The following is a 15403-nucleotide window of genomic DNA, read 5'->3' on the forward strand; positions in this document are numbered from 1 at the left end:
ACGATACGTCGACAATCTAACCGATCTCCCGAACCCGTTCGTCGTTTGCGAGTTTCCACACGGCCAACCGATTTAAGGGCCGGCCGACCCGAGACTGGATAGAACCGAGTTGGCCCTCGGGAGATCGATGTCCGAACGAACTGCGGAATCAGCGTCGACAGGTAAAGCCGTTCGCCGAACCGTTCGGCGACTCGTCGAGACGCTTCGCGGATCGCAAGTCGAGTTCGTCGAATACGAGCCATCGACCCACGGGCCGCTCCTCGAGTTCGACGGTATCGACGGTCTAGACGAGGTCGAACGCTACTGGGTCAACGCGCCGTTTTCGTTCGTCTCGATCGGGTACGATCCGGAAGCGAACCACCACCGGTACGACGTGATCGAGCCGACGCTTCGGGCCGACGAGCGGGCGATACTCGAGACGCTGTTCGAGGACGTTCGGGACCCGCTTCTCTACCGAGAGGACGATCACGAGGACGTCGAGACGTTACTGGCCGACACGATCTGTGAGTACCTCGAGCGCTACGGTGCGGAGATCGATACGCGATCGCTCTATCGGTTGTTTTACTACCTCTATCGCGACTTTCGTGGCTACGGCCGTCTCGATCCGATCATGCACGATCACCACGTCGAAGATATCTCGTGTGACGGCTACGGACTCCCGATTTTCGTCTACCACGACGAGTACACCGACATCGAGACGAACGTCTCCTTCGAGAAGGCGGCACTCGACCAGTTCGTCGTCCGACTCGCCCAACACTCCGGTCGCCACATCTCGATCGGGGATCCGATGGTCGAGACGACCCTGCCAGACGGCTCGCGGGCCGAACTCGCACTCGGCGAAGAGGTTACCCCACGAGGGTCGGCATTTACCGTCCGCAAGTACGCCGACGAGCCGTTTACTCCGATCGATCTGATCGAGTACGGCACCTTCAGCGTCGAACAGATGGCCTACCTCTGGCTCGTCATCGAGCACAACCGGAGCCTGATCTTCGCCGGCGGTACCGCTTCGGGCAAGACGACGAGCATGAACGCCATCTCGATGTTCATCCCGCCGCGATCGAAGGTGTTGACGATCGAGGACACCCGCGAGCTCCAGCTCTATCACGATAACTGGCTCTCCTCGGTCACGCGCGAGAGCACCCACGAGGGCAAACACGTGACGATGTACGACCTGTTGCGGTCCGCACTCCGTCACCGTCCGGAGTACATCGTCGTCGGCGAGGTTCGCGGCGAGGAGGCGATCACGCTCTTCCAGGCGATGAACACCGGTCACACCACCTACTCGACGATGCACGCCGACTCCGTCCAGACGGTAATCAACCGACTCGAGAACGAGCCCATCAACGTCCCGCGGCCGATGGTCCAAAGCCTCGACGTACTCTCGATCCAGACGCTCACCCGCCTCGAGGACGGACGGGTCCGCCGAAACAAGGTGCTCGCGGAGATCGAGGGCATCGACCAGCGGACGGGCGAACTCGACTACTCGCCAGCGTACACCTGGGACGGCGACACGGACACCTTCCAGTCGAAGGGGAGCCAGCTCTTAGCGGAGATTCGCGACGAACGGGGCTGGAGCCGAACCGAACTACTGTCCGAGTTACGAAACCGCGAGCGCTTTCTCGAGTATCTACAGGAAAACGACATCTCCGATTACCGTCGGTTTACCGCCCTCGTCAACGAGTACTACGCCGACCGGGAGAGCGTTCTCGAGCGACTCGGCGTCGACGATCCCGCGGCAGCCGACGACGGGGACGACCGCGACGGGCTCCCTACCCAAAACAGCGGGGCGGACGAGGGTGCCGAGGGGGCATCCGATGGCGCGGATCACGACGCCCCACTCGAGGAGCGCGAGGAAACGATCGAACACGAACGGACGGACCAGCCCAAACACGAGCACCAGGACCGGTCTGAACGCGAACGTGACGACCGACTCGAGCGTGACGCAGAGAGTCACTCACCGGTCGGGAGCGAGCGTCGTTGACCGCCATGGAGTACGTGACCGTCGTTCCGCTCGCGATTGCGCTGTGTTGTCTGGTCCCGATCGTCCTCTCCCAGTTTCACGCGCGTGTCGACCGCCTGCTTACCCGAACTTCGGTTCGCCTGTTCGGCCGATATATCGACGAGTTCAAACGCGAGCATCCGTCGAGGCAGTCGGCGCTCCGGGCGGCGCAGTTTCCGACGACCTACAGAGAGTACGGCTCGAAAACGATGCTGTACGCCGCGGCGCTCGCCGTCGTCGGCTCGATCGTCGGCATCTACGCCATCTGGCTCCTCTTGCTCGTCCTCGCGATCGACCCCGAGACGATGCGCGAGGCGTTGCCCGGTGCCCTCGAGTTCCTCGCGAGCCTCGGCGGTCTGCCGGCGCTGTCGCCGGTCGAACTGTTCGGCCTGGTCGTCCTCGCCTGCCTCACGGTCGGCACGCTCGCTGGCACCGGAACGTACTGGCTTCGCTGGTGGTACCCCAGCTACGTCGCCGACGCCCGCGCCCAGCGAATCGAGACGGCACTCCCGACCACGGTCTCGTTTATCTACGCGCTCTCGAGAAGCGGCATGTCGTTTCCCACGGTCGTTCGAATCGTCGCCCGCCACCAGAAGACGTACGGCGAAGCCGCCGCCGAGTTCGACGTCGCCGTCCGCCACATGGACACGTTCGGCACCGACGTCGTCACCGCCTTGCAGACGATGGGACGGCGGTCGCCGAGCACTCAGTTCAGCGAGTTCACCGAGAACCTCGTCAGCGTGATGCAGAGTGGTCACAACCTCTCCGAGTTCCTCGAACGTCAGTACCACGACTTTCAGGACGAAGCCGAAGCCCAACAAGAGAGCACGCTCGAGACGCTCAGCACGCTGGCTGAGGCGTACGTCACGGTACTCGTCGCTGGGCCGCTGTTTCTCATCACGATACTCGTCGTCATCGGCATCGCCGTCGGCGACACCCTGGACCCGCTACAGGCACTGATCTACCTGATCCTGCCGCTTGGCAACCTCGTGTTTATCGTCTACTTGAGTATGGTCACCGACGCGATCGTTCCCGGCACCGACGCGCCGGACAGTTCCTCACGTACCGAGGCCGAACTCGCCGGCCCCGGACACCGGGCGAAAGCCGACGGCGGCGTCGGTGGTTCTTCGCCCGGCGCTGCTCACGGCGGTTCCGATGGATCCGAGACCGTGCAAACGAACCTCGACCGGCTCGGCCACTATCGCCGGCTTCGATCGCTCCGCGAACGGTTCGGCGATCCGATTGGCTCGTTGATAGAGCGCCCGATTCGAACGCTCGCGATCACCGTTCCCGTCGCCGCCGGCGCGATCGGCTGGCAGCTTCGGTCTACCGCGGGCGATGGCGGGTTCGACCCGGCGGCGATCGACGACACGGTCGCACTCGGTTTGCTGGTCGTCCTCGTCCCGTTCGCGATCGCCTACGAACTCCACCGCCGACGGATCCGGGCGATCGAGGCGGCGGTTCCCGACCTGCTCGATCGCCTCGCCAGCGTCAACGAGGCCGGGATGTCGATCGTCTCGGCTATCGGCCACGTGCGCGAGTCGGAACTCGGCCCGCTCAGCGCGGAACTCGAGCACGTCTGGACGGACGTCCAATGGGGAGCGGACCTCGAGACCGCACTCCACCGGTTCGAGGGGCGCGTCCGGACGCGTTCGGTCTCTCGCGTCGTCACTCTGCTCACCGAATCGATGAACGCAAGCGGGAATCTCGCCACGGTGCTTCGAATCGCCGCCAGACAGGCCGCGGCGGATCGCCGCCTCGAGCGCGAACGCGCCCAGGCGATGGTCGAGTACATGGTCGTCGTCTACGTCTCGTTTCTCGTCTTCCTGTTTATCATCGCGGTACTCGGGGCGTACCTGTTACCGAACCTCCCGACGGAAGGGGCCGACGTGGGCAACGGTGGTGCTGCAGGTTCGTTCAGTGGCTTCTCGGAGGGTGCAGCCGATGCCTACGGGATGTTGTTTTACCACGCGGCACTGGTCCAAGGGTTGCTCTCCGGGCTGATCGCGGGTCAGTTGAGCACCGGTGACGTGAAGGCGGGAGCGAAACACGCGGCGATCATGATCTCACTCGCGCTCGCGCTGTTCGTGCTCGTGGTGTGAACGCGTCGAACTCCGACGTCGTTTCCGGTGTGGACGCGGTGGGCCGCCCGCAGTCGAACGCTTTTTGCGAGTCGACCGCGGATCACCGACGATGGCCGACGAGGACGGCGAGCAAACGCGACGGGCCGACGTTCGCGACACCTACGACCGGATCGCGACCCACTTCGCGTCTACGCGCGAGTACGCCTGGCCCGAGGTCGAGGCGTTCGTCGGCGAGCACACCGACCACTCGGCCGATGGCGTCGGTCTCGACCTCGGTTGTGGTAACTGCCGACACGCGGAGTTGCTCGCCGACGCCGGTCTCGAGTCCGTCCTCGGCGTCGACGTCAGCCGCGGGCTGCTCGAGACCGGCCGGGACCGCGCGACCGACCGGGGGTTCGACGTCGCCCTCTGTCAGGCCGACGCGGCGTCGCTCCCGCTGGCCGCCGACTCCGTCGCTGTCGGCGTCTACGTCGCGACGCTTCATCACCTCCCGACTCGAGAGACGCGCGTGGCGAGTCTCGACGAACTCGCTCGCGTGCTCGCACCCGGCGCCCGGGCCCTCGTCAGCGCGTGGTCGACAGCCCACGACCGCTTCGACGAGACTGACGGCTTCGATACGACCGTCGAGTGGACGCTCCCCGGCGGCACCACGGTCGACCGCTTCTATCACATCTACGCACCCGAAGAGTTCGAACGCGACCTCCTCGAGAGCAACCTCGAGATCCGCGAGTGGGAGCTCTCGAGTGGGAACTGCTACGCGACGGTCGCCGGCTCGAGCGAGTAGTTCCGTGACCTGCCGGTCCGACCGACCGAAAACCGCTCGACTCGAGTCCACTCACGCTCGAGTCGAAAAGGAAGAGCCTTAAACGTGGAGCCGAAATCGAAGACTGAGCGCGGATGGTCTAGTGGTAGGACCTGAGCCTTCCAAGCTCATGGCCCGGGTTCAAATCCCGGTCCGCGCATTTCTGCTGCGAGCAACTTCGTGAGCAGCAGAAATCGTATTCAGGATTCGATTCAGACTGTGGTTCTGCGAACGAAGGGAGCAGGCTCTCATACGGTTTATTGTAGATCAGTTCCGGTGAGACGCGACCCGGACGGCGGTCTCACCGGTACATCGCTACAGTAATCCGTATCAGGTGTGGTTCAAATCCCTAATCGGGGAGGCGGTATTGCAGAATAGGTATCAAGGCCTAACTCGGCGAATTCCGGGGTTGACAAACAGATGTTGATTTCGCGATCTACTCACTGCTGATGGGGTCGAAACTACATTCGGCGTATAGGCGAAATACGGGAGTAGAGGGTCTGTGAAGACTTCTGCACCACCGCCAGATTCGAAACTGCTGGCCCTCGCGTGTCGCCTCACCCCGAGAACGGACCGTCCGGAGATCGATCGCTCAGGTCGATCGAGATCGCGAAGACGATCCCCAGGACCGTACCGAACAGCAGGTGGCCGAGTAGGCTCTCGACGGCGATCGCGGGGAACTCACCCCCCGCAGCGGTTCCGATCGTCTCGAGCCAGACAGGGAGGACGATCAGCGGGAGGATCGCCCAGATCGCGAGTCCGAAGACGAAGCCGGCGGCGACGATTCGCAGTCTGATGCTGGTTTGTGAGAGCACGTCGGTCTCGGGGTTCATCGTCACCGCACCCAGGATCAGTTCCCGCGTGACGAGGAAACCGAAGACGATCCCCAGGACGATCCCGTGGAGGATGTGGATCCCCCAGCCGACGACACCCACGGGTTCGAACCCGTAGATCGAGGGGATCGCCGCCGTGAGGACCTCGGGGTCGAACAGCCACATCAAGAGACCGAAGGCCGCGGCACCGATCGCCCCGCCGAGTGCCCCGCCGATCGGCCATCCCCGCTGGCTACTGATCCCGAACGCGGTCGCCGTGTCGGATTCGGTGCTCATAGTGACCACTCGTACCACGAACAGCGTCAAAAGCGTTCGACCGGCATACGCATCAACAGCGGAACCGTCGTCGAGTCTTCGAGTGTCGCACACGCTCCGGTGGCTACTTTGCTGGCGGCACTCGAGAGCCGACCGTGGAGTACGACCTACTCGGCTGGCCGCCCGACGGCCCGAAACTCCGACTCGACCACGAGCGCTTTAGCTACGCCGGCAAGTTCGTCATGACGAACACGGGGAAGGCGGTCGCCCGCGCCGACGACGAAATCGTCGCGGCGGCGGCGTTCAACGAGGATCGGACCGACGAGGGAACGCTGTGGATCCGGTACGTCACCGTCGACCGAACGCGCCGCGGACAGGGCATCGGCCCGAAGCTGCTGTCGCTGGTCCGCGACCGGGCGACCGAACGCGGCTACGATCGACTCCGGATCGCCGTCAACAACCCGTTCGCCTACGAGGCGCTCTACCGGACCGGCTTCGCGTACACCGGCGAGACGACGGGGATCGCCGAACTCGTCCTCGAGTTCCCGTCCCCGGTTCCGGATGCACGTGGGTCCGCCGAAATGCGCCACGAACGCTACCAGCAGGGCCTCGAGCAGTTTCGCGACCGGGAGCTCTCGGACCCAGAAGAGGAGTTCCTCGAGTCCCGACGCGGGAGCGATCCGCCCGACTCGGTCGGCGATCGTGAGGTCTCCGAGTGAGACGTGTACGAGGCGATCGCTACGACGAGGTCGCCGGCGGCTCGCTCCACCGTCGGTACGCCGTCGCGACGACAGCCGCGTGTATCGTCCCGACGACCGCGACGCTCGTGACGGTCCCGACGAAGACGCCGACCGGCGTCGACGGGACGAGCGTCGCGAACCCGGTCAGCGCGTAGCCGAGGTAGCCGAGGCCGACCACCAGCGTGACGGTCGAAATCGGCCGTTCGAGGACCCGATGGATGCTCTCGAGCACCCCCGCCTTGGCCCCTGTCCCCTCGAGGACGATGTACGCTGGCGCAAGGAGGAGTCCGATCGAGAGCGGAACGGTGACGAGCATCGCCAGGGAGACGATGCCGAGTGTGCCGTCACCCCAGACGCCGGCGACGAACGTCATGCCGAAGGTCGCGGCCTGGACCACGAGGACGAGTCCGAGGAGCCGACCGACCCGACGGAGCGGCGGAATCGCGCCCGTCGACTCGAGTGGGGGCGTCGCTTCCGTGGTCCCGGGCGAAAACCCACGGAGGACGACGGCAAACGCGAGGACTGTTATCGCCGTGATCGTGACCTGCCAGCCGACCAGTCCGAGCAGAAACGGCGCTTTCATTCCGGGTAGGATCGACGGCCCGATCTCGATCGCCGGCTCGAGATCCGGAACGAACGGTACGAGAATCACGAGGTATCCGCGACCGGGGAACGGCGTGACACCCGTCGGGTACGGACTGGCGATTCTGGCGACCGAACTCGCCCCAGCCAGGATACCCGCGAGGACGAACGGGAGAGCGAGCGTCGGGTCCGCCCGAATTCGGGCGGTCGCGGCCACGAGAATCGACACGAACCCGTCACCGTCGCTCGAGTCCGACGCCGTCGACAGTTCACCCGCCACGCTCGCTCCGCTTCCATCGGTCGCCGCCACGCTATCGTCGGTCGCATCTGTCCCGTCGGTGTCGACGTCGGCCACGCTACGCACCCCCCTCGAGTCCGTATAGCACGAGCGTCGTTCCGAGGACGATCCGATCACCGGAAACGACGGCGGGCGTCAGTCCGGCGCGTTCCGTCTCGCCCCCGCCGGAGGTCCCGACCACCTCGGTGAACGTCCACAGTGAGTCGCCGGTCGCCCGCTCGAGGGCGTGCAATCCGCGGCCACCGGGGACGAGAAGGTGTTCGTCGGCAACCGTCGGCGGTGGCGTCTGCGGGCTCCAGACGTTTCCCGGCGAGTCGTCGATCGTCCGCTCCCAGCGGACGCTCTCGTCCTCGAGCGAGACCGCCGCGATCGCGGACGGATCCATCCCGCTTTCCGCCTCGAGGCCGACGTGATAGAGCGTCGACTCGTCGACGGCGATACCGACGTGTGCGCTTCGGTCGAGCGACAGCGACCAGCCGCGTTCGCCAGTTTCGGCGTCGATCTCGAGGATCCGTAGCTCGCGGCTCGAATCCGTCCAGTCGACGGTGTAGACGGATCCGTCGCGCGCGGCGAGACTGTCCGTCTCCTCGGCGAACTCGGTCCGCTCGTTCGTCGGCCCCTCGTCGACGGTCCACTCGAGTGAACCGTCGGCGAGGTCGATGCCGACGAGACGGGGCTCGCCGACGATCTGCTGGTCTCGGAGGAACCGCGCCTTCAGAACGACGGTTCCGGTCGCAGTATCGACGACGTGGCCGTGCGGGAAGAGATGGTCCTCCTCGGAGACGGTCGCCTCGAGGTCGACGCGCCAGCGCGAACTGCCGTCGTTCGGATCGGACGCGCGGACGACGCTCGAGGTTGGATGAACCGTGACGATCGTTCCGTCGACGACGATCGGCGAGGCGAGCCACGGGGATTCGCTCGAGACGCCCGGAACGCTCGCGCTGACGGTATCGCCGTCGATCCACCAGCGGGATCGGCCTTCGCCCAGCCCCTCGACCTGTCCCGTCCAGCTGTCGGGATCGGCGGCGTAGCCACCCACCGATTCGCCGTACGGGACGAGCAACGTGCCGTCCCGGTAGACCTCCGTCGAGGCGAACGCCATCGGCCCGGTCCCGCGGCCGAACCCGCCGTGGGTGTCCGGCCTGGGACCCTCCCCCGCCTCGACGTCGAGGACGAACAGGCCGTTGGCGTACTGGCAGTAGACGGTTCCGTCGGCGATGACTGGCGGGCGCCAGCTCGAGGCGCCGGTCGAGCGTTCCCACGCGACGCTCACGCTATCTCGTGGGAGCGATGCGTCTGGAACGTATCGCGTCCGGCCGGGGTCGCGGCCGTACATTCGCCAGTCGTCGCCCCGTTCGGCGGGCGTGGGGTCGACCCCGAGAAACGAGGATGCCCGTCCAGAACCGAGACAGCCAGCTGTCAGGGCCGCGCCGACAGTAGCGAGTATTCCGCGGCGGTCGAGGTGGAGGGCTCGAGTCATCGAATACGTTGTTGTCGCTACATATCTCGCTATCAAAGGCGTTTTCGTTCCCCGCGAACGGCGGTTCCGGTCCCGATCGGAAGTCAATCCGGAAGCCAACGATTCAAATCCCAGTCCGATCAATACCCTCTCAATGGGAAACGCCGCACTACGCGACATCGCCGTTATCGAGGAGATTCCCTTCGACGACGTCGAGGGGGTCGTCGCCGTCGACGCCCACAACTGGCTCTACCGGTATCTGACGACGACGGTCAAGTGGACCTCGAGCGAGAAGTATACGACGGCGGACGGGACCGAAGTGGCGAATCTGATCGGTATCGTCCAGGGACTCCCCAAGTTCTTCGAGAACGATATCGTGCCGGTGATGGTGTTCGACGGCGGCCCCTCGGAACTCAAAGCAGACGAGATCGAGTCCCGCCGCGAGCAGCGCCGAACGTACGAGGAGCAACTCGAGGTCGCCCGCGAGGAAGGCGACGAACTCGCGATCGCCCAACTCGAGTCCCGCACGCAACGACTGACGCCGGAGATCCAGGAAACCAGCCGGGAACTCCTCCGACTGCTCGACGTGCCGGTCGTCGAGGCCCCCGCGGAGGGAGAGGCGCAGGCGGCGCACATGGTCCGGCGCGGCGACGCCGACTACGTCGGCTCGGAGGACTACGACGCCCTGCTGTTCGGCGCACCGCTGACGCTCCGACAGCTGACGAGCAAGGGCGATCCCGAACTCATGGACCTCGAGGCGACGCTCGCCCATCACGATCTCACCTTGGAACAGCTGATCGACGCGGCGATCCTCATCGGGACGGACTTCAACGAGGGCGTCTCGGGGATCGGCCCGAAGACTGCGATTTCGGCGATCACCGAACACGGCGATCTCTGGAGCGTCCTCGAGGCCCGCGGCGACCACGTCGAGTACGGCGACCGGGTTCGCGCGCTGTTCAGAGAGCCGAACGTGTCCGACGACTACGCGTTCGACCCGGACCTCGACCCGGACCTCGAGGCGGCGAGGGCGTACGTCGTCGACGAGTGGAGCGTCGACGCCGACGAGGTCGCACGCGGCTTCGAGCGGATCGAAGAGAGCGCAACCCAGACGGGGTTGGATCGATGGACGTAGCCCCGACTGGCTCGCGGCCACGTCACGTCGAAGGCGAGACGAGCCGGGACGGTTCGGAGGTGGGTCGATGAGCGACGACTACGACCTCGAGTCGGGGCCGGACCCGGCGACGTTCGCGGCCGGAGCGTCGGAGCCCGACCTCGGCTCGGAGACCGACGATCCCGTTCACGTCGTCGGCATCGGCCCTGGAAACCTCGAGTACCTGACGCCACGAGGGGAGCGGGCGATCCGCGAGGCCGACGTCCTCGTCGGCTTCTCGACCGTCGTCGAGTTCGTCGAGGATCGAACCGAGGCGGACCTGCTGACCTGTGGCTACAAAGACGAAGCCGAGGCGCTGTCGGCGTTCGGCGAGCGCGTTGCCGACGGCGAGACCGGCGCCGCCGTCGCGATGGGCGACCCGAATCACTCGGGCTATCAGTTCGTCGGGAAGGTCGAAAACGTCGTCGAGCGCGTCGCCGATCGGCGGGGTGTCGAGCCGACACCCGTCCGCGTCGTCCCCGGTATCTCCTCGCTTCAGGTCGCCGCCAGCCGGGCCCGGACCCCGATGGAGGACACCGAGTTCGTCACGCTCCACAAGAGCGGCGACCTCGAGGCCGACGTAGATCGCCTCGCGACCGCCGTCGGGGAGCGTCACCTGCTCGTCCTCCCGCGCCCGTTCGATCGGATGCCCGGCGATCTCGCCGCTTTTCTGCTCGAGAACGGTGCCGATCCGGATCTCGAGGCGCTGGTCCTGGAGAAGCTCACCCTCGCGGACGAGGAGATCCACCGGTTCACGCTCGAGGGACTCGCAGCCCACGCCGGGGGCGACGGGAAGGAGGACACGCCGTTTTCGGATCTCGTGGTGCTCGCGGTTCGCCGACCCGTCGACCGCACAGACTGACTCTGATCGGTGCCCACAGGCGTACGTCAACTGTCACCGCTGTCTCCGTCTCGAGCCGACTATCACCGCTGTCTCCGTCTCGAGCCGACTATCACCGCTGTCTCCATCTCGGCCGACCGTCACCGCTGTCTCCGTTTCGAGTGTCGTCTGTAACACCGACGTCGAACGGTCGTACTGCTACTCGTCGTGCTCGTACTCGCTGAGAACTGCCGCGACAGTATCCGTCACCTGTGCGATGGCGACGTCGTTGGTCTTTCTGAGGTCGCCGTTTCGCGCACACTCGAGGTGGCGAAGCGCCTCACGGAGGTGGTGTTCGGTCAGCGTCTCGTCGGTGGGGGACATGGTAATCGGGAACACTGATAACGGATTCGCGCGGTTAAGTCCGTCGGTGGATATGTGAACATCTAACATGGACAGAGCCACGCCGACCACCGACGGATTCAAGTTCGGTTGTACGAACGCAACTAGACTGATGAATGACGAACCGAGCGGCGGACGGGGCGGTGAGAACGGCGAGTTGATCGGCCCGAACGGGGCGGCGGGTCGCGTCTCGAGGCGGCGACGATGAAGGGGTTCGTCCTCGGGGGCGTAAGTTCGGGCGTCGGAAAAACCGTCGCGACGCTCGCGATCACCCAGGCGCTGTCCGACGCCGGTTACGAGGTCCAGCCGGCGAAAGCGGGATCGGACTTCATCGACCCGAGCCACCACGAGGCGATCGCGGGACGTCCCTCGAGAACGCTCGACCTGTGGCTCTGTGGCGAGGGCGGTCTGGGGCGGAACTACCACCGCGGCGAGGGCGACGTCTGCGTCGTCGAGGGCGTCATGGGGCTGTACGACGGCGACGGCTCGAGCACCGCGATGGTCGCCGAGGCGCTTTCCCTCCCCGTGGTCCTCGTCGTCGACGCCAAAGCAGGGATGGAAAGCGTCGCGGCGACCGCGTTGGGCTTTCGCGAGTACGCCGACGCGATCGGCCGAGAGGTCGACGTTGCGGGGATCGTCGCCCAGCGCGCCCACGGCGGCCGCCACGAGGCGGGAATCCGCGAGGCGCTTCCCGATGACCTCGCGTACTTCGGCCGAATTCCGCCGAACGACGACCTCGAGATTCCGGACCGACACCTCGGCCTCGAGATGGGTGGGGAAGCGGCCCTGCCACGGGAGGCGCTCCGCGAAGCGGCCGAAACGCTCGAGGCCGAGCGGCTGGCGGCTGTGGCCCGCGATCCACCCGAATCGGCCGCCAAGGGCAGTCGCGCGGCCGTCAATCCACTATCGACCGAGCCGCGGATCGCCATCGCCAGCGACGTCGCCTTCGCCTTTCGGTATCCGGCGACGATCGAACGGTTCCGCGAGCGCGGCGAGGTAGTGACGTTCTCGCCCGTCGCGGGCGAGGAGGTTCCCGACTGCGACGCCGTCTACCTGCCCGGCGGCTACCCGGAACTCCACGCCGCGGAACTCGAGTCGTCCGGAACGCTCTCGGAACTCGCGGACCTCGCGAGCGACGGACTACCCGTGCTGGGGGAGTGTGGCGGTCTGATGGCGATGAGCGAGTCGCTGACGACGGCGGCGGGCGATCGGTACGAGATGGCCGGGATCCTGCCGGCGGACGTGACCATGCACGACCGGTACCAGGCGCTCGACCACGTCGAACTCGAGGCGGTGAACGGCACACTCACGGCCACAGCCGGAGAGCGAATCCGGGGACACGAGTTCCACTACTCGAGCGCCGACGTCGACGACGACGCCCGCTTTGCCTTCGAGACCGTCCGCGGGAGCGGCATCGACGGCGACCACGACGGACTGACCGAGTACGACTCTCTGGGCACCTACGTTCACGTCCACGCCGAGAGCGGAGCGTTCGATCGGTTCCTCGAGTCGATTACGTCGTCGGCCTCGGACAACCGATAGCCAGCCCCTGGCTGATTCGGAGGGACTGTCGAATAATTTATGGCAGCGTCGTCTCGAGTACTGGTCATGTCTTCGTTCAGGACCGTCCTCTCGCGGACGACGTCGAGTTGGCGACTCGTCGCCGTCGCGGCGCTCGTCGCGGCTCTCGAGGGGGGTGTCCGGATCGCGCTCGTCGATTTTCTCGACCCCTATTTCGGCGACCTCTGGCTGGCCGCCGCGGTCGTCCTCTGGCCGCCGGTCTTCGCCGTCTTCGGCCTCGCGGCCGTCTCCTCGACGGCACGTGATGTGATCGCCGAGGAGGAAACTCGAGCCGAAGACGACGTCGCCAGCGGGTGGGACGGCGAGATCGCGGGACGGCTGGCGGCACTGGCCGCGCTCGCGACCGTCGGTCATTGGATCGCCATCGTCGTCGGAACCGCGCTCTTTCTGGTGGTCGATACGCCGATCAGGTTCGTCCTGTACTGGGTCGGCTACGGCGATCTGTTCACGTTTACCGTCGTCACGTTCGGCCCGTTCGCCGGCATCGGGATCGGCGCGCTCGTCGCGTGGATCGTTCCGGGAATCGCGGTCGCCGAGATCGGACGCGGTGTGCGCGTCACCGACGCGTTCCGAACGGCGATGGCCGCACCGTCCTCGGCCCCGCGGTCGCTCGCGACGGCGACGGGCTGGACGCTTGCGTTCGTCGGATTTTCGGCCGGCGCGTTCGCCGTCACCGACCGCGTGGTGCGCCGGTTCGAGGACGCCCAGCTCACGGTCGGCTCGGTCGACGCCGAGATCGTTCCGATCGCCCTCGGCCTCTCGGTCCTCGTCACCGGTGGCGCGGTGTGGCTCGCGGGAGCGCTCGGCCTCGTGCTCGATCGGTTCTCGGACTCGAGCCTGCCGTCCCGCCCGTCGTCACGGAACACCGCTTCCCAGTCCGTTCCGGTGGCTCGTCTCGCGATCGTCGTCTTGCTCGTGACGGCGCTGGTCGCGACCGCCGGTGCCGTCCGGATGAACGAGATTCGCCCGATCGACACCGAACCCGAACCGCTGTCCGGCGATCCCGACGAACTGTACGCGACCGCCCACGACAACACCGAGCGCTCGAGCCACGAGTATCGGTGGCTGAACGGGTCGGCCGAAGACGAGGAGGTGATGTACGAACTCCGGATCGACAGGGAGGAACGACAGCTCTCGACGTCGTTCGAGGGCATCGAGATGTACTTCGAGAGTGGGATGTACTACTACGGCGAACCCGCTCCCCTGCCCGGCTACGCGATGATGACTCAGGACGAACGGCTGCCGAAGCTCGGCGAGCCCTCGCCGGAGGCTGAAAACTGGACCGTCGTCGCCGAAGACGACGACGAGATCACCCTCGAACTCACCGATCCGGACGACGTCTACTCTGCCGAGCATGGACGGAGCCTCGAGGAGTCGTTCGACGATCCCGAGGTCCACGAGGCGTGGGCCCGAATAACGGTTGACACCGGCCGGAAGACGTTGTCACACGGCGACCTCCGGATGAACGTGAGCGAGCGAAACGATCCCGAGGACGCCTACGACTACCACCTCGCCTACGAGTACGAAACCGACGTCTCCATCGACCGGCCGGACGACATCGGATCGCCCGGTCTCGGCGAGTGGTTCTGGCGGCTGTTCGCGTACTGATCGGCGCGACGTAGCGGGGTTCTCTTCGCCCAGGAGTGATCGAGAACGAACGCTTGTTAGTACAGGCGCGAAAATAAGGGAGCGATGACACTGTACGGCGTCGGACTCGGTCCTGGTGAAGCGGATCTCGTGACGGTTCGTGGCAAGCGCGTCCTCGAGCACGCGGACGTGGTCTACTCCCCGGGTCGGCTCTCCCGGTCGGTCGCCCTCGAGCACGTCGACGAATCGAAGATCGGCGATCTCGACTTCCCGATGACGAAAGACGAGGAGAAACTGCGGACGGCCTGGAAGGCGGCCGCCGCGGAAGTCGCCCCGCGAGCGATGGAGGGCGACGTCGCCTTCGTCACGCTGGGTGATCCGAACGTCTACTCGACGTTCGGCCACCTCCGGCGGACGCTCGAGGCGTTTCATCCGGACGTCGACCTCGAGGTCGTCCCCGGCGTGAGCGCGATGACGGCGTTTGCGACCGCACTCGGCGTCGAGGTCGAAGCCGGCGCGGGGCTCTCCCTGCGCGAGGCGGCCGACGGCGCGAGCCCGACGGGGCCGGGTCGGATGATTTTGTTCAAGGTCACTGACATCCCAGCCACCCACGAGGGTCTCGTCGAGGCCGGCTACGACGTCACCTACGGCCGTCGGCTGTTCATGGAACAGGGCGAGACGGCCGTCACCGACGATCCCTCGGAACTCGAGGAGCGCGATTATTACACGCTCGCTTACGCCGAGAAGGCCGATCTCGTGGTCGAGTCGGCGACGGCGGCGTTCGAACGGGATGGATAGCACCGAAAGTGGA

The 15403-nt window shown here is 65.8% G+C and carries 13 protein-coding genes and 1 tRNA gene; 10 read left to right on the forward strand and 4 right to left on the reverse strand.

Annotated features, from left to right (window positions below; genetic code table 11):
- The first annotated feature begins 127 nt into the window (after positions 1 to 127).
- The 4 genes from FYC77_RS02160 (at position 128) to FYC77_RS02175 (ending at position 5045) form a co-directional block, all read left to right on the forward strand.
- The gene (locus FYC77_RS02160) at positions 128 to 1981 is read left to right on the forward strand and encodes a type II/IV secretion system ATPase subunit (RefSeq protein ID WP_149079865.1); all 1854 of its coding nucleotides are present in this window, start codon (positions 128 to 130) and stop codon (positions 1979 to 1981) included.
- A gap of 5 nt (positions 1982 to 1986) precedes the next feature.
- A complete protein-coding gene (locus FYC77_RS02165) occupies positions 1987 to 4101 on the forward strand; it encodes a type II secretion system F family protein (RefSeq protein WP_149079866.1) in 2115 nt (704 codons plus the stop codon).
- 91 nt (positions 4102 to 4192) lie between these two features.
- Positions 4193 to 4867 carry a class I SAM-dependent methyltransferase gene (locus FYC77_RS02170; RefSeq protein ID WP_149079867.1) on the forward strand — a complete coding sequence of 225 codons (675 nt, stop codon included), beginning with the start codon at positions 4193 to 4195 and terminating at the stop codon, positions 4865 to 4867.
- A 107-nt stretch (positions 4868 to 4974) separates the two neighbouring features.
- Positions 4975 to 5045: transfer RNA gene (locus tag FYC77_RS02175), tRNA-Gly, on the forward strand.
- 397 nt (positions 5046 to 5442) lie between these two features.
- Here FYC77_RS02175 and FYC77_RS02180 read toward each other — a convergent pair.
- Entirely contained in the window at positions 5443 to 5994 is a 552-nt protein-coding gene (locus FYC77_RS02180; RefSeq protein WP_149079868.1) for a hypothetical protein, read from the reverse strand.
- Positions 5995 to 6128: 134 nt separating this feature from the next.
- Between FYC77_RS02180 and FYC77_RS02185 the strand changes: the two genes are divergently transcribed.
- A complete protein-coding gene (locus FYC77_RS02185; protein ID WP_149079869.1) occupies positions 6129 to 6692 on the forward strand; it encodes a GNAT family N-acetyltransferase in 564 nt (187 codons plus the stop codon).
- A 19-nt stretch (positions 6693 to 6711) separates the two neighbouring features.
- On the opposite strand, the gene FYC77_RS02190 is transcribed toward FYC77_RS02185, so the two are convergent.
- Both FYC77_RS02190 and FYC77_RS02195 read right to left on the reverse strand, forming a co-directional pair.
- A complete protein-coding gene (locus FYC77_RS02190; RefSeq protein WP_149079870.1) occupies positions 6712 to 7650 on the reverse strand; it encodes a hypothetical protein in 939 nt (312 codons plus the stop codon).
- 1 nt (position 7651) lies between these two features.
- The gene (locus FYC77_RS02195; RefSeq protein ID WP_149079871.1) at positions 7652 to 9073 is read right to left on the reverse strand and encodes an outer membrane protein assembly factor BamB family protein; all 1422 of its coding nucleotides are present in this window, start codon (positions 9071 to 9073) and stop codon (positions 7652 to 7654) included.
- 133 nt (positions 9074 to 9206) lie between these two features.
- On the opposite strand from FYC77_RS02195, the gene fen reads away from it, so the two are divergent.
- Both fen and FYC77_RS02205 read left to right on the forward strand, forming a co-directional pair.
- On the forward strand, positions 9207 to 10184 hold the full coding sequence (gene fen / locus FYC77_RS02200; RefSeq protein WP_149079872.1) for a flap endonuclease-1: 978 nt from the start codon (positions 9207 to 9209) through the stop codon (positions 10182 to 10184).
- A gap of 67 nt (positions 10185 to 10251) precedes the next feature.
- Positions 10252 to 11064, forward strand: a complete 813-nt coding sequence (locus tag FYC77_RS02205) for a cobalt-precorrin-7 (C(5))-methyltransferase (RefSeq protein WP_149079873.1) — start codon at positions 10252 to 10254, stop codon at positions 11062 to 11064.
- 177 nt (positions 11065 to 11241) lie between these two features.
- Here the strand turns inward: FYC77_RS02205 and FYC77_RS20315 are convergent, their stop codons facing one another.
- Complete coding sequence (locus FYC77_RS20315) at positions 11242 to 11406, reverse strand: hypothetical protein (protein WP_202911758.1); 165 nt, start codon at positions 11404 to 11406, stop codon at positions 11242 to 11244.
- Between the two features lie 222 nt (positions 11407 to 11628).
- Here FYC77_RS20315 and FYC77_RS02210 point away from each other — a divergent pair, with 222 nt between their 5' ends.
- The 3 genes from FYC77_RS02210 (at position 11629) to FYC77_RS02220 (ending at position 15390) form a co-directional block, all read left to right on the forward strand.
- A complete protein-coding gene (locus tag FYC77_RS02210; RefSeq protein WP_149079874.1) occupies positions 11629 to 12966 on the forward strand; it encodes a cobyrinic acid a,c-diamide synthase in 1338 nt (445 codons plus the stop codon).
- A gap of 66 nt (positions 12967 to 13032) precedes the next feature.
- Positions 13033 to 14613, forward strand: a complete 1581-nt coding sequence (locus tag FYC77_RS02215; protein ID WP_149079875.1) for a hypothetical protein — start codon at positions 13033 to 13035, stop codon at positions 14611 to 14613.
- Positions 14614 to 14697: 84 nt separating this feature from the next.
- On the forward strand, positions 14698 to 15390 hold the full coding sequence (locus tag FYC77_RS02220) for a cobalt-factor II C(20)-methyltransferase (protein ID WP_149079876.1): 693 nt from the start codon (positions 14698 to 14700) through the stop codon (positions 15388 to 15390).
- Positions 15391 to 15403 lie beyond the last annotated feature (13 nt).

Source organism: Natrialba swarupiae, assembly GCF_008245225.1.
Classification (GTDB): domain Archaea; phylum Halobacteriota; class Halobacteria; order Halobacteriales; family Natrialbaceae; genus Natrarchaeobius; species Natrarchaeobius swarupiae.

Coding starts and splice junctions, on each gene's coding strand:
- FYC77_RS02215 (WP_149079875.1), top strand. CDS start 13,033: ATGTCTTCGTTCAGGACCGTCCTCTCGCGGACGACGTCGAGTTGGCGA.
- FYC77_RS02170 (WP_149079867.1), top strand. CDS start 4,193: ATGGCCGACGAGGACGGCGAGCAAACGCGACGGGCCGACGTTCGCGAC.
- FYC77_RS02195 (WP_149079871.1), bottom strand. CDS start 9,073: ATGACTCGAGCCCTCCACCTCGACCGCCGCGGAATACTCGCTACTGTC.
- fen (WP_149079872.1), top strand. CDS start 9,207: ATGGGAAACGCCGCACTACGCGACATCGCCGTTATCGAGGAGATTCCC.
- FYC77_RS20315 (WP_202911758.1), bottom strand. CDS start 11,406: ATGTCCCCCACCGACGAGACGCTGACCGAACACCACCTCCGTGAGGCG.
- FYC77_RS02205 (WP_149079873.1), top strand. CDS start 10,252: ATGAGCGACGACTACGACCTCGAGTCGGGGCCGGACCCGGCGACGTTC.
- FYC77_RS02165 (WP_149079866.1), top strand. CDS start 1,987: ATGGAGTACGTGACCGTCGTTCCGCTCGCGATTGCGCTGTGTTGTCTG.
- FYC77_RS02220 (WP_149079876.1), top strand. CDS start 14,698: ATGACACTGTACGGCGTCGGACTCGGTCCTGGTGAAGCGGATCTCGTG.
- FYC77_RS02160 (WP_149079865.1), top strand. CDS start 128: ATGTCCGAACGAACTGCGGAATCAGCGTCGACAGGTAAAGCCGTTCGC.
- FYC77_RS02180 (WP_149079868.1), bottom strand. CDS start 5,994: ATGAGCACCGAATCCGACACGGCGACCGCGTTCGGGATCAGTAGCCAG.
- FYC77_RS02210 (WP_149079874.1), top strand. CDS start 11,629: ATGAAGGGGTTCGTCCTCGGGGGCGTAAGTTCGGGCGTCGGAAAAACC.